This is a genomic window from Gilliamella sp. M0320 (assembly GCF_016101635.1).
GTDB classification, from domain to species: domain Bacteria; phylum Pseudomonadota; class Gammaproteobacteria; order Enterobacterales; family Orbaceae; genus Gilliamella; species Gilliamella apis.
This window is the reverse complement of record NZ_JACFQD010000002.1, coordinates 385,374-404,657: the sequence shown is the minus strand read 5'-3', so window position 1 is coordinate 404,657 and position 19,284 is coordinate 385,374. Positions and strand designations below refer to the sequence as shown.

Here is a 19,284-nt window from a genome sequence, read left to right as displayed (position 1 = left end):
AACCCCATTTAGATTTTTTAAATATTTTTGGCATTATGACATAGAGTTATCATTGTTTTAAATAAAAATTGATTATTTGCACTAACAATTTTTAAAACTTTTTGCCAATTTAACTGTTTAGCTTTTGCAAAAATTCTCTCACTGGTTACGATTAGTTGTGCATCACTTTTATGTTTATTTTGGCAGTAAATATCCAGTTGTAATAGGTGATCAACACTCGTAATTAATATGATTTGTTGGGTAATATTTTCGGCTAATATGTTTGGCTTATAAGTAATAGTTTGACGAGTATAACATGCAATTGTTTTCACATTAACTGTTTGTAACTTTAGCTGCTGAGATAATTGTTGACCGCCTTTATCCCCACAAAGAATTAACGCATTATGACCACTTATTGCTTGTTGATTTAATAATGATAATAATCCGGCACTATTTTCTTCATTTGGGTAATCAACATGAACGCTATTTTGTTGACTAAATAATTCGGCAGATTTTTTGCCAATGGCAAAATAGCGAAGGTGATTAGGTAACCTGAGATTAGGTAGATGTTGTTCAATCATATAAGTGACTTGTGGTGAAACAATAATAACCATATCACCTAAATTGAGGTTATCCAATTGTTGCTGTAAATACCCCAGATCTTGACCAGCTAATATATTAAAAAAAGGTAGATGTTTTGCTGGTATATTGGCTTGATTTAATAATAGGGTTAAATTATCCCCTTCGGGGGAAGGGCGAGTAATATAAATCATCAGTTAATTAGTTCCGCTAATATTTTATCAGCGCCTTTAGCTAATAATTTTGCTGCCAATTTTTCGCCTAAACTCTCAGCTTCTGTGGCTGCGCCTGTTACGCTAACTTTAATAATTGTTGAACCATCTAGACTGCCAACTAAACCAGTTAAGGTTAATAAATTGTTAGTTAAAAGACTTTGACAGGCAATAGGCACTTGGCAACCGCCTTGTAATGCCTGATTCATTGCTCTTTCAGCTTGAATACAAATTCGGCTATTTTTATCATCAAGTGGCGCAAGTAATTGCAAAATTGTTTCATCATTAATTCGAGTTTCAATACCAACGGCACCTTGGCCTACCGCAGGTAAAATTAAGTCAGTATCAATGTATTGCTTGATTCGTTCTTGTAACCCTAGTCGTTTTAAACCGACAGCAGCTAGAATGATGCCATCATATTCTTGGTTATCCAATTTGGCTAAACGGGTACCAACATTACCACGTAAATCTTTGATGATTAAATGTGGATATTTAGCCCGTAATTGACATTGACGTCTTAAACTTGAGGTGCCAATGATAGCTCCATCAGGTAAATCATCTAAACATTGATATTGATTTGATATAAATGCATCACGAACATCATCACGTTGACAGATTGTGGCAAGCGTTAATCCTGTAGGAAATTGAGCTGGAATGTCCTTAATAGAATGAACGGCAATATCAGCTTCATTATCTATTATGGCTTGTTCTAATTGTTTGACAAATAATCCTTTACCGCCGATTTTCGATAGCGGACTGTCCAATAGTACATCACCCTTAGTTACCATTGGGATTAGTTCAACGGTTAAATTTTGGTGGATTGTCATTAATTGTTGTTTAACAAAGTTAGCTTGCCAAAGGGCTAAGGGACTTTTTCTTGTTGCGATGCGGATTTTCAATGATGCTCCCTATCTTCCGAACTTTAAATATTTTTGTTGTTATAAGTCATTCAACATAAATTGGTTAACCTAAAACTCATTATATTTGAGCTTTAGGCTGTAACACTTATTATGTCATTTATAGTTCATCAACAAAATTGATGGCAAAACCAATGTAATTTGCTGGGGTTAGCTGTTTTAAACGAGTTTTTTCATGTTCAGGTAACGCTAACGAATCGATAAATTGTTGCATTCCTTGTGCATCGACACGTTTACCTCGCGTTAATTCTTTTAATTTTTCGTATGGTTTTTCGATACCATAACGACGCATCACGGTTTGAATTGGTTCGGCTAATACTTCCCAATTGCGGTTAAGTTCATCAAGTAGATGCTCTTGATTAACTTCAAGTTTATTTAGACCTTTGAGGGTTGATTGATAAGCAATAATCGCATAACCAATACCTACACCAAGATTACGTAATACGGTTGAGTCGGTTAAATCTCGTTGCCAACGAGAAATAGGTAATTTACTACCAAGATGACTCATGATTGCATTAGCAAGGCCCAAGTTGCCTTCTGAATTTTCAAAATCAATTGGGTTTACTTTATGTGGCATAGTTGAAGAACCAATTTCACCAGCAACGGTTTTCTGTTTAAAATGATTTAGAGCGATATACCCCCAAACATCACGATCAAAGTCGATCATAATGGTATTAAAACGGGCAATGCAATCAAAATATTCTGCAATATAATCATGTGGTTCAATCTGGGTAGTATATGGATTCCATTGTAATCCTAATGAAGTTACAAATTCCTCACTAAATTTATGCCAATTGATTTGTGGGTAAGCAACCATATGCGCATTATAATTACCTGTAGCGCCATTAATTTTACCAAGAATTTCAATTGACTCTAATTGTTTGAGTTGTCTCTTTAGTCGATAAACAACATTGGCAAACTCTTTACCGATGGTGGAAGGTGTAGCTGGTTGTCCATGTGTTCTTGATAATAATGGTAAGTCACGATAAGTCTTAGCTTGCGTGGTGATGGTTGCAATTAATTTGTTCCAGTAAGGGATAAGAACTGTGTCTCTGGCTGTTTTTAACATTAAAGCATAAGATAGATTGTTGATATCTTCTGATGTGCAGGCAAAGTGGATAAATTCATTAATAGCTTGCAGTTCTTCGTTAGTGTTAACTTTTTCTTTTAAGAAATACTCAACAGCTTTAACATCGTGATTTGTTGTTTTTTCGATTGTTTTTATGCGTATTGCATCTTGTTCATTAAAGTTGTCAACAATTTCATTAAGGTGCTTGTTAGCTTGCTCACTTAGTGTTGGTACCTCAAGAATATCTGCTTGGTTGGCAAGTTTTTGTAGCCATCGAACTTCAACTTGAACGCGATATTTTAACAAACCATATTCACTAAAAATGGTGCGTAATTCTGTTGTTTTGTCACCATAACGACCATCAATTGGTGATAGGGCGGTAAGAGCAGATAATTCCATCGGTTTTACTCCGTTGCTATTTTTTTAAATTTAATAACTTTGTTGATTAATATCTTTTAATAATTCTTGTGCTGCATTACATATTCGTTTACGACTTAGCAAAATTTGCCAACGACTTCCACCAACTTGATACCATAAAATGGCAGAACGAACACAACCTAGTAGTGAAGCTCTAACTTTGGCTTGCACCAATGAATTTTGTAAATATTCCGCTTTACCTACTACTTTGATTTTGGTTGATAGGGGACTGATGATATCCGAATAGATTCCCGCTAATGAATAAGAGAGATCATCAACATGATTACTGATTGTCTCTTGATTCATATCTGAATAAAGTCCAGATATCCGTTGCAAACGTTGATCTATTTTACCTAATGCATCATTATTTTTTAAAAGTTTGCTGGTGACACTTAATGCACCAAACAAATAACGGATGATTTCAACTTGTTGCTTTTGATTGGATGATAGTAGTGAGATAAGTGTTTCTAGGCCTGTTTTAATATTGGTAATACCATCATAAACATCATCAGTGGTTTTTGGCGATGTATTGAATATGCTTTTAATTGCTATTTGATAAAGCGTATTGTTACAAACCCCTGTATTAGCAAGTTGGGGAATAAGTGACGCACTTTGTGTTACGCCGGCAAGGGCTATTGCAATATGATGATATTTACTATTCATTTTAATGCTCCTTACTGCTTACAATTCGTTCCTCAATAATACCGCCACCAAGGCAGACTTCATCTTGATAGAATACCGCTGATTGTCCAGGTGTTACTGCTGCAACAGGTTGTTCAAACATTACTTGAATTTTATCTTGTTCTAATGGTATGACACTACAAACAATATCTTGTTGACGATAACGCGTTTTTACTGTGCATTGAAAAGGTTTGGTCACAACTTTACGATCAACCCAGTGTAGTTGTTGAGCAATTAATCCATCTGAAAATAAAGCTGGATGATCATGACCTTGGGCAACAATTAATTCATTATTTTTTATGTCTTTGTCAACAACATACCATGGCGTATCATCGGCTTGTTTTAGACCACCTATGCCAAGTCCTTTACGTTGTCCTAATGTGTGATACATTAGCCCTTGATGTTGGCCGATAACTTCACCATCTACAGTCCGAATCACGCCTGATTGTGCCGGTAAGTAACGAGCTAAAAAGTCACTAAATTTTCGTTCACCAATAAAACAGATCCCGGTTGAGTCTTTTTTAGCTGCGGTTGCTAGGCCTAGTTTTTCGGCGATTTTTCGTACTTGTGGTTTTTCTAGTTCACCAACAGGAAATAAGCTTTGTCTAATTTGATCTTCACTCAGCGTATATAAAAAATAACTTTGGTCTTTATTGTTATCTATACCGCGCAGTAATTCGACTTTGCTTCCATTTTCTCGCTTGCGAACATAATGGCCGGTAGCGATATAATCAGCACCAAGATCTTCGGCTGCATATTCAAGAAAAGCTTTAAATTTGATCTCTTTATTGCATAAAATATCAGGATTAGGTGTTCGACCTGCCTTATATTCGGATAAAAAATGTTCGAATACGTTATCCCAGTATTCGGCAGCAAAATTGATTGTGTGTAATTTGATGTTTAATTTGTCACATACTGCTTGCGCATCAGCTAAATCGATCGCTGCTGAACAATATTCTTCTGTGTCATCTTCTTCCCAATTTTTCATAAATAAACCAACAACATCGTAACCTTGTTGTTGTAATAAATAAGCAGAAACAGAAGAGTCTACGCCGCCAGACATGCCGACAACGACTTTTTTTCGAGTGTTTATATTTGGCATAATAACTAAATCAATGGGCAAAAATTTTGTGATAATTTTAGCATAATTATGATGAAAAGTGTAAGGCTATGCGAAAGAGGGATAAGGGTTTGACTAACAAATTTTTATTAATAGTTGTCTGCTGATATCTATTCGCAGAAAAAAATTAATTATAGTTCCAAACTCCATTGATAATATCAATGGAGTTAAATTTAAAAATAGCATTATTATGGTGATCTTAATTAAGATCTTTTAGTAAATAGACCACATGGCCGATTATTTGAAAATCGTGTTGTTCTTTTTTGTCAACCACAATAGCTGGATATTTAGGGTTATCTGAAATTAAAACTAGGTTAGCACCTTGATTTTGAATACGCTTGATACTTATATGATCATCATACTGTACCGCATAAAGAAAACCATCAATAGGTTTAGCGTTAGCTTTATTGATAATAAGAATATCATGATTTGATATGGTTGGTTCCATACTGTCACCCTTAGCCCAAACAGCGATTAGATTATCAACTTCACAACTGTGATGTTTGATTAAGGTGATATCAAATGGGATTGTTTCTAAAACTGAAAATGCACTATTTGTTTCATTGAGATGATGAAATGGAATATCAATAGAACCTTTACCTTGGCTTTCTGGAAGTAAACGACATTCGCCTTTTCCTGTTGCAAGCCACTCGATTGGTATATCACATTTCTGAGCTATGGTTGCCAATCTATTTAGCGATGGATAGGTCTTTCCACATAAATAATCTCGTATTACTGCTTCTGACATTCCTACTTTTTTCGCAAAAGCGTTACCTGAAAGACCTTCTAAAACAATAGTTAATCGATTTTTAAAATTTATTACCCCCGTACTGGTTAGCGCTCGTGTTTTTTCTTGTTCAGACTGTTTTTTTACTTTGTTTTCCATTGTTTTTCATTCCATTTTTAGATATTTTTTTGTTTTTATTATTTTAATTCGTTTTTTTATATGCTATTCTTTGCAGGTAACTTGTTATCGCTTTAGTCGCGTAATACCGATAATCTTTACAATAGCAAAAAATTTAACCAATAGAGGATCTCATAATGAGAGAACAAGATCAAGACTGGACACCATCAAGAGTTGTAGGTGAGATTAAAATCCGAGGCGGAAATTTAAGAGCGCTTTCTCGTTCAAGTGGTTTACAGGCTGATACTTTACGTAATGCACTATATCGACATTGTCCTAAATATGAACGTATTATCTCTGAATATTTACAAGTGCCTGTTGAGCAAATTTGGCCATCTAGATACGAAAAGAAGGGTAAAAAATAAGTTACAATTGTACTACTGAGTAGAAAAAGACGCCTAAATAGGCGTCTTACGTTTTATTTCTTAGCTTGTTCTGCTGCTTTAACGATTGCTGCAAAAGCATCGACTTTTAATGAAGCTCCACCAACTAAAGCACCATCAATATCTGGTTGGGTAAATAGTTCAGCTGCATTTTTATCATTAACTGAACCACCATATTGAATAATTACTTGTTTAGCTACAGCTGCATCTTGTTTTGCGATATGATCACGGATAAATTTGTGAACAGCTTGTGCTTGAGCTGGAGTTGCAGATTTACCTGTACCGATTGCCCAAACAGGTTCATAAGCAATTACTGCGCCATTAAATGCTTGTACACCTAATGCATTAATAACAGCATCAATTTGACGAGCACATACTGCTTGAGTTTGGCCAGCTTCGTTTTCAGCTTCAGTTTCACCAATACAAAGTACTGGTACTAGACCTGCTTCTTTTAATACACCAAATTTTTGGGCAATAAATTCATCAGATTCTTTGTGATAAGTACGACGTTCAGAATGTCCAATAATGACGTGAGTTACGCCGATTTCTTTTAACATAGTTGCTGATACTTCACCAGTATAAGCACCAGAAAGATGAATACCGACATCTTGAGCACCTAAAAGAATGTTTGAGCCACCTAATTGATGTGCTACAAAATCTAAATAAACGCTAGGCGGTGCAATTGCAATGCCACAGTTAGCGTCTGTTGATAGCTCATTTCTTAATCCTGCGACCAAGTCTTTTGCCATACTGATACTACCATTGAGTTTCCAGTTACCCATAACGAGAGGTTTTCGCATATTTTTCTCCAACTTAAAATTTAAAAAGGTGTTGATTTCAGAATGAATTAGTTATAATACTACTTATTATACACCAAATAAATTGAGCTTGAGGAAAAATATGTCATTAGAAATATTGAATCAATTAGAAACTAGAATTCAACATACTGTTAACACCATTAATACATTGCAACAAGAGATTGCTAGATTAAAGCAAGGTAATCAAGAACTTGAGCAATTAATTAATGATAGTTCTGATGAAATGAAAGCATTACGTGATGAAAATGAAAAACTAAAACAAGATCAACAAATTTGGCAGCAACGGATTCAAACTCTTTTAAGTAAAATTGGTGAAATCACCCAGTAAACGACTCAATCTATCTTAAACGCGACTTATGTCGCGTTTCTTTTATGACTAACCTAAATGTGAAAATTAAATAAAAATGCGTGAACAGCTAAAATCTTTATGGCTTACTGAAACTATTCATTTAATTGAGTCACAATCTGGACGCTTTGCTGATCAGGATATTAATCGGCAAGTTAAAGCTATGCCAACCTCTTTGGTTAATCGTATTGTTACGCGAGCCACCTTATTATCTAAACAAAATGGTTTATATTTGGCACAAAAAGTAATGTTGCGCTCAATTAAGCTGTCATTTTTGTTATTATTGTTTTTATCACTTTTTATCGGTAGCTCGCTGACATTTGGCGCGTTAAGTCAAAATCCAATCAATTTATATTGGGCATTATTTAGTTTATTGGGTGTTCATTTTATTACGCTAATTGTCTGGCTTTGTTCATTGTTATTTTTTTCTCGCTTTGGTGGTAGTTTATTAATTCACGGTTGGTTATGGATAGCGGAAAAACTCTACCAAAAAAAGACTGTGCAACAACTTGTTCCTGCTTTTGTTTCATTATTTGGCTATCGAATTCGTTGGTTACTAGGCTTTGTACTTAATTTATTTTGGACAGTTATTTTAACTAGCGCTTTAATTGTTTTGTTAGTGCTTTTTTCTACCCAACATTATAGTTTTGAATGGAAAACAACTTTATTAAGTGCCGATTCAATTATTAAATTAACTCATTATCTAGGTTATTTGCCATCTTGGTTTGGATTTTCTATTCCAAAAGATGATGTGATTAAACTGAGTGAACATGCATTAAGTTCTGGTGATATTCGTTCTTCATGGGCGATATGGTTACTGGGCGTTTTTATTTTTTATGGCTTAACTGTTCGTTTACTTCTGATGATTTTTTGTGGTGTCACCTGGATGGTAACCAGTCGAAAAATTAAGTTAAATTTAGATGATCCTGATTATCAAATCCTCGCGCAACAATTACAACCATTAGTCACTAACGTAGAAGATGAAGATAAATTAGGTGAAAGCAGATGGCAATTGCCGATTTCGCAAATTGAAGAAGGGCATGGTATCTATTTGGTGGCAGTGGATATCGTTGAAAGTTGGAAACCTACAACTACAGTTCCGTTCTATGGCTTTCTCAATACCCGTGAACAACGGGTTGCTTTATTGGACTACTTACAATTAAAACCAGCGAAAAAATTATTAATTGCCATCGATACGGATCGCGCCCCTGATCGTGGATTATTAAACTTTATTCAACAGCTAATTAATAAATCCCAGCAAACTCGGATATGGTTTATTAATCACGGTAAGCAATTTCATAATTGGCAATCGTTATCTTTACCATTAGCCGAACCTAATTGGTTAGAGCAGGATAATTAATATGATTACTTCATTGAAATTAGCAATAGTTGGCCATGCAAATTTTGGCAAAACTTCGCTTTTGCGAGCATTGTCGCACAATAGTCATTTTGGTGATGTTTCTGATAAACCGGGCACAACAAGACACGTTGAATCGATTAAATTGTCTTTGGCTAATAATACCGACATTACTTTTTATGATACTCCGGGTTTTGAAGATAGTTTGGCGCTTTATGATTATATAACACAAATTCTACCAGCTAATACTAAGCTAGATGGTATCGATAAATTAACGACTTTTTTACAAAGTCCAGAGGCTGAAAACCTTTTTAATCAAGAAGCAAAAGTCATCAGACAAGTGTTAAATTGTGATGCAGCTATCTATGTCATTGATGTCCGAGAGCCTGTGCTACCTAAATATCACGATGAATTGGCCATTTTAGCAAATAGTGATAAACCTATTCTTGCTGTCCTTAATTTTACTTCAACCAAAGAACAAAATGAAAAGGAATGGAAAAGATTGCTTTCAATAATAGGTATCCATGCTATCATTGGGTTCGACGCTGTGTTTCCACCCATAGATGGTGAAGAAAAATTATACAAAAGTTTAGCTTTACTAATTGAATCAGCTAAAAAAATATTGGATAATTGGTTAGATAATATTACGAGGATTCGTGAATCACGTAATCATACAGCAAATAAGCTTATTGCCGAAGCATTGGTTGATGTGACTGCTTTTTATAAAATGGCAAAATCAGATGATAAGCAAGCTGTAACTGATATGCAAAATAAAGTTAGGTTACGTGAACAAAAAGTAATAAATGATTTATTGCAACTCTATCAATTTGATTCAACTCAAGAGAGTGAAGAAAATCTACCATTAATCAAAGGTAGATATAACGCTGATTTGTTTAATTTAGATGCGTTGAAATTGATGGGTTTACATTTGACTAAAGGATTTGTATCTGGTGCAACTATCGGAGCAAGTATTGATTTAGCTACTGGTGGATTATCCTTTGGTTCAGCTGCGTTAATTGGCGCGGCGGTGGGTAGTTTGATGCAAACTGCAAAGCATTACGGTTCTAGAATGCGTTATCAGCTTTCTGGATATAGTAAATTAAGTGTTGATGATGTGATTATTTGTTTTCTTTCTTTACGATTAGTTCAACTTAAAGAGAGTTTAAATTATCGCAGCCATGCGAACACCAGCCCGATTAGATTATCTAAGCTAGATAAAAATGAGTGGCAAAAAGGTGTGTTACCTAAAAGTCTAAAGGTAGCAAGACGTTATTCGCATTGGTCGACTTTAAATAAAGGAACAAAAAGAAATGATAAAAAAAGGCAGTCGGTTATTAACCAAGTTGCGCAACAATTGCGGTAGTGTTAAAAAACGATGTTTAGTAATTTCGATTATTTTTTCTCTGTTTGTCTTGTTTGGTTGTAGTAGTAGTCAAGGCCAAGTAGCGGTAAATAAATCAGATCCAGTTATTTTGGCAAAAATCGATCAACATTATAAAAAATGGAAAAAAACACCATATCGTTATGGTGGTACAACCTTAGCTGGTAGTGATTGTTCTGGTTTAGTTATGAATTTCTACAAAAATAGATTATCAAAAACTTTGCCAAGAAGTACTGTAGAACAAGCTAAATTAGGCTATAAAGTTACTACTCCTAAAGCGGGTGATTTAGTATTCTTTAAAACCGGTCGTAGTCGTAGCGGTTTACATGTTGGTATCTACTATGCAGATGGTAAGTTCCTACACGCTTCAACATCAAAAGGTGTTATTTTCTCTAATTTGAAAGAAGATTATTGGAAAAAACATTATTGGATGACTCGTCGGGTTATCGATACCAAAGTTAAGTAAAATTTTAGACTCACTGATATGATCTATACAGTGAGTCTTTAGCATTCCTTCCTTAGTTGTTTCAATTTTATATCAGTGATTTTTCCCTTAAACCATACAATACATTGGCTACATATAACATTTTTCCAGGTGTTCCTAGCGATATATGACACCAGTTGGTAGCTGGATTGAAATTTCGTTCGAGTTTGCACCACATTATGTCCATATTTAAGATCATTGCTAATATTAATGAATATACTAAAAATGATCTTAATACCGCATAACTAAGGCTATTTTTGCCTGATAGTTATTTTGTGATTAACTATCTGCTGGCGTTTCAATATCAGAATAGGTTGCCAGCATTTGCAAGAATTTATATTTAGAATTTACCATTTTAGTTGATTGCGCATGTAAAGTATTGGCAATAACTGGTTCGAGTGTTTCTAAACGACGGAAACGTTGTTCTTTAAGTAAAACTTCCGTTAATGATTCACTGTTTGGTGCTTTAGAGTCTAACACTAAACCTGGTTTTCCTTCTTGCATACGACGCGGATCATAACGATATAATGGCCAGAAACCTGATTTAACTAAATCTTTCATCTGTTCATGAGATTTAGATAAATCGTAACCATGTTCTTCACAAGGGCTATAAGCAATAACCAGAGAAGGGCCATTATAAGCTTCAGCTTCTTGCAATGCTTTAAGTGTTTGGTTCAATTGCGATCCTAAAGCAACTTGGGCGACATAAACGTGACCATACATCATTACACTGACCCCAAGATCTTTACGAGCTTTATGTTTACCTAAATCAGCAAATTTGGAAACTGCACCCATTGGTGTTGCTTTCGATTGTTGTCCGCCAGTATTAGAGTAGCATTGGGTATCAAGCACTAAGATGTTAACGTTTTCGGTTAAACTCATTACATGATCGAGTCCACCAAAGCCAATATCATAAGCCCAACCATCACCACCAATAGCCCATACTGATTTATCAATCAAATAATTAGCATTTTGCATTAACTCTTTAGCTTCAGCTGAAGTTAAATGCGCTAATTGTTGACGTAATAAATTAACTTGAGTTCGTTTTTCATCAATAGATAAATCTGGTGATTGTAAATTGATAACAATTTCTGGTGAAACTTCACCGGCAACATGTTCAAGCAAACGTAATGCTCGTTTTTTATGTTGATCATAAGTAATACGATAACCAAGTGCAAATTCGGCATTATCTTCAAATAATGAATTTGCCCAAGCCGGTCCACGGCCATTGCGATCGGTTGTATATGGGGATGATGGTAAATTACCACCATAAATTGACGAGCAACCAGTTGCATTAGCAATAGCGAGATGATCACCATATAATTGGGTTAGTAGTTTGATGTATGGTGTTTCACCACAACCAGCACAAGCACCAGAATATTCAAATAACGGTGTTAATAGTTGTGATGTACGTACATCAATTCGTTCTAGTGTTTTGATTTCCCGATCAGGAAGGTCGGTGAAATAATCATAGTTAGCACGCTGAGTTTCTAGATTGTCAATTCGTGAACGCATATTAATGGCTTTGATATCAAAGTTATTACGGTCACGTGAAGGACAAACTTCAACACATAAATTACATCCGGTACAATCTTCGGGCGCAACTTGTAAAACATAACGTTGACCTTTCATATCACGAGCTTTTACTTCAAGTGAGCTTAGTGACTCAGGTGCATTGAGCATATCATCTGGTTCAACAACTTTTGCTCGAATGGCTGCATGCGGACAAGCAACCACACAATGGTTACATTGAGTACAAAGTTCAGGTTGCCAGATGGGTATTTCTTCAGCAATATTACGTTTTTCCCATTTGGTGGTGCCAACCGGCCATGTTCCATCGGGAGGAAAAGCTGAAACAGGTAAACTATCACCTAAGCCAGCTAACATAGTTGCAGTGACCATTTTAACAAAATCAGGGGCATTGCTTGGCACAACTGGCGGACGTGATGGACTACTTTCATCCACGCAACTTAATGGAATTTGCTCAAGAGATGCAATGGCTAAATCAAGTGCTTTCCAGTTATTTTCAACAATATCTTGTCCTTTACTGCTGTAACTTTTGGCAATAACTTCTTTTAGTTGTGAAATGCTAAAATCATTTTTAAATATTTCTGATAAATGAAAGAATGCGGCTTGCATGACCGTATTAATTCTTGCCCCTAAATTACATTCTCGAGCAATTTTAGCTGCATTAATTATATAAAAATGTGCTCTTTTCTTAATTAGTTGAATTTGCACTTCTTTAGGTAATCTATGCCAAACTTCATCCTTACTATAAGGTGTATTTAGTAAGAAAATACCATCATCTTTTAATCTTTCAACTATTTGATATTTGTCGATAAACTGATCTTGATGACAACCGATAAAATGGGCACTGGTTATCAAATACGGTGAATCTATTGGTTCAAGATTAACTCGAAGATGAGAAGTGGTTAAACCACCGGCCTTTTTTGAATCGTAAACAAAATAACCCTGTACATAAAATGGTGAACTATCACCAATGATTTTGATATTATTTTTGGTCGCTGAAACCGTACCATCACTGCCTAAACCATAAAATAGTGCTTCAAGTGCTGATTTTTGTGGGATGGATTTTTCTGGTAATGGTAGTGACAAGCCGGTTATATCGTCATAAATACCTACTGTAAAGCGAGGTTTAGGTTTCTCTGTTGTTAATTCGTTAAATATCGCTAATACACAGCGAGGATCGAATTCTTTGGATGATAAACCATAACGACCACCAATAATTTGTGGTAAATGGTCACGTTCGCCACGCGAAAAACTCTCTGCAAAGGCTGTCATTACATCTAGGTAAAGAGGTTCAGCTTGTGCGCCGGGCTCTTTGGTACGATCTAGCACGGCGATTTTTTTCACAGTTTGCGGAATAACGTCAAGTAGATGAGTCGCTGAAAATGGTCGGAATAATCTTACGATAACGACGCCAACTTTTTCGTCATTTTTAATCAGATGATCGACAACTTCCTTCGTTGTACTGACGCCTGATCCCATAATGACAATGATACGCTCAGCATCTTTTGCGCCATAATATTCGAAAGGTTGATACTTTCTACCGGTCTCTTTTTCAAAGGCTTGCATAGCATCTGCAACATGATTGAAAGTATTCTCATAATATGGATTAACTGCTTCACGGCATTGGAAGTAGGTATCAGGATTAGCTGATGTACCACGAATAACTGGATTATCTGGTGTTAAGGCACGGCGACGAAAAGCATCAATAGCTTGATTGGGAAGCAAATTACGAATCTGTTCATCACTGATTGGATAAATTTTATTTACTTCGTGTGAAGTTCTAAAACCATCAAAAAAATGAATAAATGGTACTCTACTATTGAGTGTCGCTATTTGCGAAATTAAGGCTAAATCTTGGGCTTCTTGTACCGAGCTAGAACACAACATCGCAAAACCAGTTTGCCTGACAGACATAACATCAGAATGATCACCAAAAATAGACAAGGCATGAGTTGCAACAGTACGGGCGGCAACATGTAATACAAATGGTGTTAATTCCCCAGCTATTTTATATAGCGAAGGAATCATTAATAACAGACCTTGCGATGAAGTAAATGATGTTGCTAATGCCCCAGTCATTAATGCACCGTGCACCGTTGATATTGCTCCCGCTTCCGATTGCATTTCAACAACTTTCGGTGTATCACCAAAAACATTGGGTTTGTTGAACTCCGCCCACGAGCTAGCTTGTTCAGCCATAGATGAACTTGGCGTTATTGGATAAATAGCAATGACTTCGTTTGCACGATATGCGACAGATGACACCGCACTGTTAGCATCTGATATGATCATTAAAAAACCTTGTATCTTAGAGTATTATGACATTACTTAGTTATAATAATTTTACATATTGTACCAGAAACTAAGATAGCTTTTAGTTATTTTTGAGTTAAATTTTTGCCTAACTATACGTTTTTAGTAAAAATAAAAAAGGTAGGGGATTAGCATATTAAAACATAAGGCAGATATTGCAGATTGATACTAAAAGGAATTATTTTGATGATTTTTATATCGATAATTTTTGTCCAGTAATATTGACTGATTAGTTACTATTACTAGACAAAAATTGATATCGTATATATTACTGAATAACAACTCGTTCAGTTGATGAAGAGTGTTTTATTTCGCCAAGTAACCAAGCTTTTTCACCATGCTGGTTAAGTAAATTAATGGCTTGTTCAGCTAACTGTTTTGGTAAAGCGATGATTAAACCTACTCCACAATTGAAAGTACGGTACATTTCATGACGGCTTACATTGCCTGCTTGTTGCAACCAATTAAAGATGGCAGGCCATTGCCAACTAGATTCATCAATAACAGCTTGAGTGTTATCAGGTAAAACTCGTGGAATGTTTTCCCAAAAACCACCGCCAGTAATGTGTGCAATAGCATGAACATCGATTTTCGAAATCAAATCAAGCACTGATTTTACATAAATCTTAGTTGGCGCAAGTAAATGATCTGCTAATGGTTTTCCGTCTAATTGTTCTGTTGCTGGATTAACACCACTAACTTCAATAATTTTACGTACTAGTGAATAACCATTTGAATGTGCACCGCTTGATGCAAGGGCAATTAAAGCATCACCATCTTGTACTTTACTACCATCAATCATTTCTGATTTTTCAACTACACCAACACAAAAACCTGCTAAGTCATAATCATCACCATGATACATACCTGGCATTTCTGCGGTTTCACCACCAACTAATGCACATCCGGATTGTTTACAGCCTTCCGCAATACCCGTAACAACTGTCGCTGCAACATCAACATTTAATTTGCCAGTAGCATAATAGTCGAGGAAAAATAAAGGCTCAGCTCCTTGAACAATCAAATCATTAACGCACATAGCAACCAAATCAATACCAATTGATTCATGACGATTTAAATCCATTGCAAGGCGCAATTTTGTGCCAACACCATCAGTACCTGAAACTAAAATAGGTTGTTTATATTTTTGTGGAATTGCACATAATGCACCAAAACCACCAAGTCCACCCATAACTTCAGGACGTTTGGTCTCTTTAACGACAGATTTAATACGATCAACCAATTCATTGCCAGCATCGATATCAACACCAGCATCTTTATAGCTAAGAGATTTATTATTTGACACGGGGAGCAGTCCTTTCAATAGAAAAAATTGCTTGTTATTTTAGCAAGGATGAAATTTATTGGCGACTAATTATTGTTAAAATAATCTTTTGATTATCTAGATTCACAATTTTCGAACCAACTTTCTAAAATAATAATTGCCGAAGTTGCATCGACATGACCTTTTTCAAGGGCTCGGTAACCACGTGAAGCAAAAATATGTGATTTTGCCTCAACGGTTGATAAACGTTCATCTTGTAAATGAACTTGATAGCCAAACATGCCATGCAAACGGTTAGCAAATTTGCGGGCTCTTGCGGTTAATGGTTGTTCTGTACCATCCATATTTAGTGGTAATCCTACCACTAAATAATCAGGTTGCCATTCATTGAGTACTTTCTCTATTGACTGCCAATTAGGAATGCCATCTCGAGCTTTGAATGAACAAAGTGAATTTGCGGTCTTAGTTATATCTTGACCGATAGCTGCGCCGATGCTCGCTGTACCAAAATCAAATGCAATGATGGTAGCCATAACTTAAGCGGTGCCCATTTGATGTGAAATTGTTTTAATATTAATGCCCAATGATTCAGCCGCTTTCTGCCAACGATCTTCAATAGCTACCTCGAAGATAATTGCAGGATCAACATCGGTAACTAACCAATCATTTTTTGCTACTTCACTTTCAAGTTGTAATGATTGCCAACTTGAATAACCTAATGCTAAGAAAAGATCTCTTGGTTGTTCTGGTGTACCAATAGACTTTAATGCATCAAGAGATGTGGTAACCATGATATCATCAGAGATTTGAATACTTGAAGCAAACCCTTGATGAGGTGTATGGAGAATAAATCCTTGCTCTTCAGCAAGCGGGCCGCCACAAAACACAAGGTGTTCAAGTTCAGCACAGCTTTTTGAGGCGGTTATTTCTAAACGGGATAATACTGTTTCTATGTTAAGATCTATAATGGGTTTATTAATAATAATCCCCATTGCTCCATCACGATTATGTTCACAAATATATACTACTGAACGACTAAAAATTGAGTCATTAACAGTTGGCATGGCTATAATAAAATGATTTTTTAAATTCATATGCTCACATTGTCGTTAAATTTATAATGCACATTTACCAATTTTGACTTTATGTTCAACATTACAGCGCATTAATATTTCAGGATGATTGGTTTCTTCATTAATTGATTCACCAACAATTGCAAAATTTTGTGATAAATAAAAGTTAATTGCATCACTATTTTGTTTGTAAACATGTACCATTAATTCGTTGTGACGCTGTTTGGCTTTTTCAACTAATGCTGATCCGGTACCTTGATGACGAAAATTCTTTTCAACATATAAACCTGAGATATAATTTTCCGTTAAGCCAATAAAACCAACAACAACGCCGTTGATATCTTGAACATATATTGTTGACATTGGGATCAACATCTTCACTAAGTCAAAGTTTTGTTTAAAAAACTCAGGATCGATAAAATTATGTGCTTGTTCATTACCTTGCAGCCAAATTGTCATTATGGCATCTAAATCTTTTGCTTGATATTCTCTAATCATTTTTAACTCTTTATATTTAATCTTGATTCAATCGCATCCATTAATAAACCTGTGATTGATAAATCTGGGTTAGCTGCTTCAATTTCTCGAACGCAAGTCGGACTGGTAACGTTAATTTCGGTTAGTTTGTCACCAATAATATCAAGTCCTACAAATAGTAGTCCTTTTTGTTGCAAAACAGGGCCGATACTGTTAGCGATTTGCCAATCACTATCACTTAATGGTCTGACTTCACCATGTCCACCAGCGGCTAAGTTTCCTCGTGTTTCCCCTTGTTGTGGAATTCGTGCTAAGCAGTAAGGCACGGGGACACCGTCGACAACTAAAACCCGTTTATCGCCATCTTTGATTGCGGGAATAAATGTTTGCGCCATGCAATAACGGGTATTATGTTCAGTAAGTGTCTCTATAATCACCGAAACATTAGGATCATCTTGTTTCACGCGAAAAATTGATGAACCACCCATGCCATCTAGTGGTTTTAAAATGATGTCATGATATTGTTGATGAAAAGCTTTGATTTGTGATGTTTGACGAGTAACTAAGGTTTCAGGTGTAAAGTCAGCAAACCAAGCCGTAAATAATTTTTCGTTACAGTCGCGTAGACTTTGAGGTTTATTTACTACCAATACGCCTTTCTCTTCCGCACGCTCTAATATATAGGTTGCATAGATAAATTCAGTATCAAAAGGTGGATCTTTGCGCATTAATATTACATCAAGTTCACTTAATGCTATAGTCTGTTCGTCTCCAAAATCAAACCAATGTTCACTATTGTTATGAACTGTTACTGTACGTGTTGTGGCACTAGCTTCTCCATTGCGTAAAAACAGATCATTCATCTCCATATAATAAAGTTGATAGCCGCGTTTTTGTGCTTCAAGTAGCATCGCAAAACTGGTATCTTTTTTTAATTTGATATGGCTAATGGGGTCCATAACAATACCAAGTTTGATCATGGTAACTCCTTACTGATTATATTTGATTTTACTGAATTCGGTGTTGATGATTTGCTGCTGCTCTACCTATTTAATAATTTAGATAAAACCAAGGTAGAAAGAGGTATTAGCAATAATAATCGAATTTTCAACTATCATACTCGTTACCGATTAATAAGCAAAGCAATCATTTGTTAACTTATTTATTTCTTGTGACTAACCTAAATCACCAAAACGAACTTGAAGGGCTGTTATTACAGTTAACGCCGCTGTTTCAGTCCGTAATACTCTCGGTCCGAGCAAAATATCAGTAAACTGATATTGATGAGTCATGCTAATTTCTTCATTAGATAGACCACCTTCCGGTCCAATTAATAAACTAATATTGTTATTATCACACGGTAATTGGTTTATTCCTTGTTCGGCTTTAGGGTGTAAGTTAAGTTTTAAACTATCGGTTAAATTTGCACACCAAGTTTCTAATTTCATTACTGGATTGATGCTTGGGATGATATTTCGTCCACACTGTTCACAAGCCGAAATAACAATTTTTTGCCATTGTTGAACTTTCTTTTCAAGCCTTTCTTGATCGAGTTTGACGCCACAACGTTCTGAAAGTAGGGGGGTAATGGTATTAACACCTAATTCGACCGATTTTTGAATAGTAAATTCCATCTTATCGCCACGAGAAATCACTTGTCCTAAATGAATGTTTAATGGTGATTCTCGATTATCTAATACACTGTTTGCTGTTTTTACAATAACGGTTTTTTTATTAACTTCATGTATAACGGCAGGCGTAATTTGGTTGGAACCATCAAAAAGCGTAATTGATTCCCCGGTTTTCATTCTTAATACTCGAATAAGGTGATTGAAAGCATTATCATCTAAAGTGATCAAACTATTTTGATTAATTGTGTAAGGCTGAAAAATTCGCGTCATATAAACTATTATTTACTATTATTTGCAATAAATTATAGCGTAATTTATTAAGATTCGG

General features: G+C 35.5%; 19 protein-coding genes. 5 read left to right on the top strand and 14 right to left on the bottom strand.

Annotated features, from left to right (window positions below; all coding sequences use genetic code 11):
• Positions 1 to 17: 17 nt before the first annotated feature.
• The 6 genes from H3T83_RS04480 to H3T83_RS04455 all read right to left on the bottom strand — a co-directional run bounded on the left by H3T83_RS04480 (position 18) and on the right by H3T83_RS04455 (position 5,860).
• Positions 18 to 752 carry a uroporphyrinogen-III synthase gene (locus tag H3T83_RS04480; RefSeq protein WP_198215211.1) on the bottom strand — a complete coding sequence of 245 codons (735 nt, stop codon included), beginning with the start codon at positions 750 to 752 and terminating at the stop codon, positions 18 to 20.
• Complete coding sequence (gene hemC, locus H3T83_RS04475; RefSeq protein ID WP_086357231.1) at positions 752 to 1,669, bottom strand: hydroxymethylbilane synthase; 918 nt, start codon at positions 1,667 to 1,669, stop codon at positions 752 to 754. Before hemC ends, H3T83_RS04480 begins: the two co-directional genes overlap by 1 nt.
• 118 nt (positions 1,670 to 1,787) lie before the next feature.
• Positions 1,788 to 3,155, bottom strand: coding sequence for an adenylosuccinate lyase (gene purB / locus H3T83_RS04470; protein WP_198215210.1), 1,368 nt, complete (start codon positions 3,153 to 3,155; stop codon positions 1,788 to 1,790).
• 30 nt (positions 3,156 to 3,185) lie between these two features.
• Complete coding sequence (gene hflD / locus H3T83_RS04465; protein WP_198215209.1) at positions 3,186 to 3,836, bottom strand: high frequency lysogenization protein HflD; 651 nt, start codon at positions 3,834 to 3,836, stop codon at positions 3,186 to 3,188.
• 1 nt (position 3,837) lies between these two features.
• Complete coding sequence (mnmA, locus tag H3T83_RS04460; protein ID WP_198215208.1) at positions 3,838 to 4,956, bottom strand: tRNA 2-thiouridine(34) synthase MnmA; 1,119 nt, start codon at positions 4,954 to 4,956, stop codon at positions 3,838 to 3,840.
• A 217-nt stretch (positions 4,957 to 5,173) separates the two neighbouring features.
• Complete coding sequence (locus tag H3T83_RS04455) at positions 5,174 to 5,860, bottom strand: LexA family transcriptional regulator (protein WP_086320307.1); 687 nt, start codon at positions 5,858 to 5,860, stop codon at positions 5,174 to 5,176.
• 155 nt (positions 5,861 to 6,015) lie between these two features.
• Between H3T83_RS04455 and H3T83_RS04450 the strand changes: the two genes are divergently transcribed.
• Positions 6,016 to 6,243, top strand: coding sequence for a helix-turn-helix domain-containing protein (locus H3T83_RS04450; RefSeq protein ID WP_065578965.1), 228 nt, complete (start codon positions 6,016 to 6,018; stop codon positions 6,241 to 6,243).
• A 53-nt stretch (positions 6,244 to 6,296) separates the two neighbouring features.
• Here H3T83_RS04450 and tpiA read toward each other — a convergent pair whose 3' ends face one another.
• Positions 6,297 to 7,061, bottom strand: coding sequence for a triose-phosphate isomerase (tpiA, locus tag H3T83_RS04445; protein WP_034902247.1), 765 nt, complete (start codon positions 7,059 to 7,061; stop codon positions 6,297 to 6,299).
• A gap of 100 nt (positions 7,062 to 7,161) precedes the next feature.
• On the opposite strand from tpiA, the gene zapB reads away from it, so the two are divergent.
• The 4 genes from zapB (at position 7,162) to H3T83_RS04425 (ending at position 10,629) form a co-directional block, all read left to right on the top strand.
• Complete coding sequence (gene zapB, locus H3T83_RS04440) at positions 7,162 to 7,407, top strand: cell division protein ZapB (protein WP_034902244.1); 246 nt, start codon at positions 7,162 to 7,164, stop codon at positions 7,405 to 7,407.
• 76 nt (positions 7,408 to 7,483) lie between these two features.
• Complete coding sequence (locus tag H3T83_RS04435; RefSeq protein ID WP_198215207.1) at positions 7,484 to 8,785, top strand: DUF2868 domain-containing protein; 1,302 nt, start codon at positions 7,484 to 7,486, stop codon at positions 8,783 to 8,785.
• A gap of 1 nt (position 8,786) precedes the next feature.
• Positions 8,787 to 10,145 (top strand): DUF3482 domain-containing protein, encoded by a 1,359-nt coding sequence (locus tag H3T83_RS04430; RefSeq protein ID WP_198215206.1) that lies wholly within the window; start codon positions 8,787 to 8,789, stop codon positions 10,143 to 10,145.
• A complete protein-coding gene (locus tag H3T83_RS04425; RefSeq protein WP_081298901.1) occupies positions 10,093 to 10,629 on the top strand; it encodes a C40 family peptidase in 537 nt (178 codons plus the stop codon). The genes H3T83_RS04430 and H3T83_RS04425 overlap by 53 nt, the downstream gene beginning before the upstream one ends.
• Positions 10,630 to 10,926: 297 nt before the next feature.
• Here the strand turns inward: H3T83_RS04425 and nifJ are convergent, their stop codons facing one another.
• The 7 genes from nifJ to rsmE all read right to left on the bottom strand — a co-directional run bounded on the left by nifJ (position 10,927) and on the right by rsmE (position 19,226).
• Complete coding sequence (gene nifJ / locus H3T83_RS04420; protein WP_198215205.1) at positions 10,927 to 14,469, bottom strand: pyruvate:ferredoxin (flavodoxin) oxidoreductase; 3,543 nt, start codon at positions 14,467 to 14,469, stop codon at positions 10,927 to 10,929.
• Between the two features lie 289 nt (positions 14,470 to 14,758).
• Positions 14,759 to 15,796 carry a phosphoribosylformylglycinamidine cyclo-ligase gene (gene purM / locus H3T83_RS04415; RefSeq protein ID WP_086354266.1) on the bottom strand — a complete coding sequence of 346 codons (1,038 nt, stop codon included), beginning with the start codon at positions 15,794 to 15,796 and terminating at the stop codon, positions 14,759 to 14,761.
• A gap of 92 nt (positions 15,797 to 15,888) precedes the next feature.
• Positions 15,889 to 16,308, bottom strand: a complete 420-nt coding sequence (ruvX, locus tag H3T83_RS04410; RefSeq protein WP_034902234.1) for a Holliday junction resolvase RuvX — start codon at positions 16,306 to 16,308, stop codon at positions 15,889 to 15,891.
• Positions 16,309 to 16,311: 3 nt separating this feature from the next.
• Positions 16,312 to 16,869 (bottom strand): YqgE/AlgH family protein, encoded by a 558-nt coding sequence (locus H3T83_RS04405; RefSeq protein WP_065651008.1) that lies wholly within the window; start codon positions 16,867 to 16,869, stop codon positions 16,312 to 16,314.
• 21 nt (positions 16,870 to 16,890) lie between these two features.
• Positions 16,891 to 17,346, bottom strand: coding sequence for a GNAT family N-acetyltransferase (locus H3T83_RS04400; protein WP_065578960.1), 456 nt, complete (start codon positions 17,344 to 17,346; stop codon positions 16,891 to 16,893).
• A 2-nt stretch (positions 17,347 to 17,348) separates the two neighbouring features.
• The gene (gshB, locus tag H3T83_RS04395) at positions 17,349 to 18,305 is read right to left on the bottom strand and encodes a glutathione synthase (protein WP_198215204.1); all 957 of its coding nucleotides are present in this window, start codon (positions 18,303 to 18,305) and stop codon (positions 17,349 to 17,351) included.
• Positions 18,306 to 18,500: 195 nt separating this feature from the next.
• Positions 18,501 to 19,226: a 16S rRNA (uracil(1498)-N(3))-methyltransferase gene (rsmE, locus tag H3T83_RS04390; RefSeq protein ID WP_198215203.1), complete on the bottom strand. Its 726-nt coding sequence runs from the start codon at positions 19,224 to 19,226 to the stop codon at positions 18,501 to 18,503.
• Between the last annotated feature and the right edge of the window lie 58 nt (positions 19,227 to 19,284).

Coding starts and splice junctions, on each gene's coding strand:
- H3T83_RS04480 (WP_198215211.1), bottom strand. CDS start 752: ATGATTTATATTACTCGCCCTTCCCCCGAAGGGGATAATTTAACCCTA.
- purB (WP_198215210.1), bottom strand. CDS start 3,155: ATGGAATTATCTGCTCTTACCGCCCTATCACCAATTGATGGTCGTTAT.
- hflD (WP_198215209.1), bottom strand. CDS start 3,836: ATGAATAGTAAATATCATCATATTGCAATAGCCCTTGCCGGCGTAACA.
- mnmA (WP_198215208.1), bottom strand. CDS start 4,956: ATGCCAAATATAAACACTCGAAAAAAAGTCGTTGTCGGCATGTCTGGC.
- H3T83_RS04455 (WP_086320307.1), bottom strand. CDS start 5,860: ATGGAAAACAAAGTAAAAAAACAGTCTGAACAAGAAAAAACACGAGCG.
- H3T83_RS04450 (WP_065578965.1), top strand. CDS start 6,016: ATGAGAGAACAAGATCAAGACTGGACACCATCAAGAGTTGTAGGTGAG.
- tpiA (WP_034902247.1), bottom strand. CDS start 7,061: ATGCGAAAACCTCTCGTTATGGGTAACTGGAAACTCAATGGTAGTATC.
- zapB (WP_034902244.1), top strand. CDS start 7,162: ATGTCATTAGAAATATTGAATCAATTAGAAACTAGAATTCAACATACT.
- H3T83_RS04435 (WP_198215207.1), top strand. CDS start 7,484: ATGCGTGAACAGCTAAAATCTTTATGGCTTACTGAAACTATTCATTTA.
- H3T83_RS04430 (WP_198215206.1), top strand. CDS start 8,787: ATGATTACTTCATTGAAATTAGCAATAGTTGGCCATGCAAATTTTGGC.
- H3T83_RS04425 (WP_081298901.1), top strand. CDS start 10,093: ATGATAAAAAAAGGCAGTCGGTTATTAACCAAGTTGCGCAACAATTGC.
- nifJ (WP_198215205.1), bottom strand. CDS start 14,469: ATGATCATATCAGATGCTAACAGTGCGGTGTCATCTGTCGCATATCGT.
- ruvX (WP_034902234.1), bottom strand. CDS start 16,308: ATGGCTACCATCATTGCATTTGATTTTGGTACAGCGAGCATCGGCGCA.
- H3T83_RS04405 (WP_065651008.1), bottom strand. CDS start 16,869: ATGAATTTAAAAAATCATTTTATTATAGCCATGCCAACTGTTAATGAC.
- H3T83_RS04400 (WP_065578960.1), bottom strand. CDS start 17,346: ATGATTAGAGAATATCAAGCAAAAGATTTAGATGCCATAATGACAATT.
- gshB (WP_198215204.1), bottom strand. CDS start 18,305: ATGATCAAACTTGGTATTGTTATGGACCCCATTAGCCATATCAAATTA.
- rsmE (WP_198215203.1), bottom strand. CDS start 19,226: ATGACGCGAATTTTTCAGCCTTACACAATTAATCAAAATAGTTTGATC.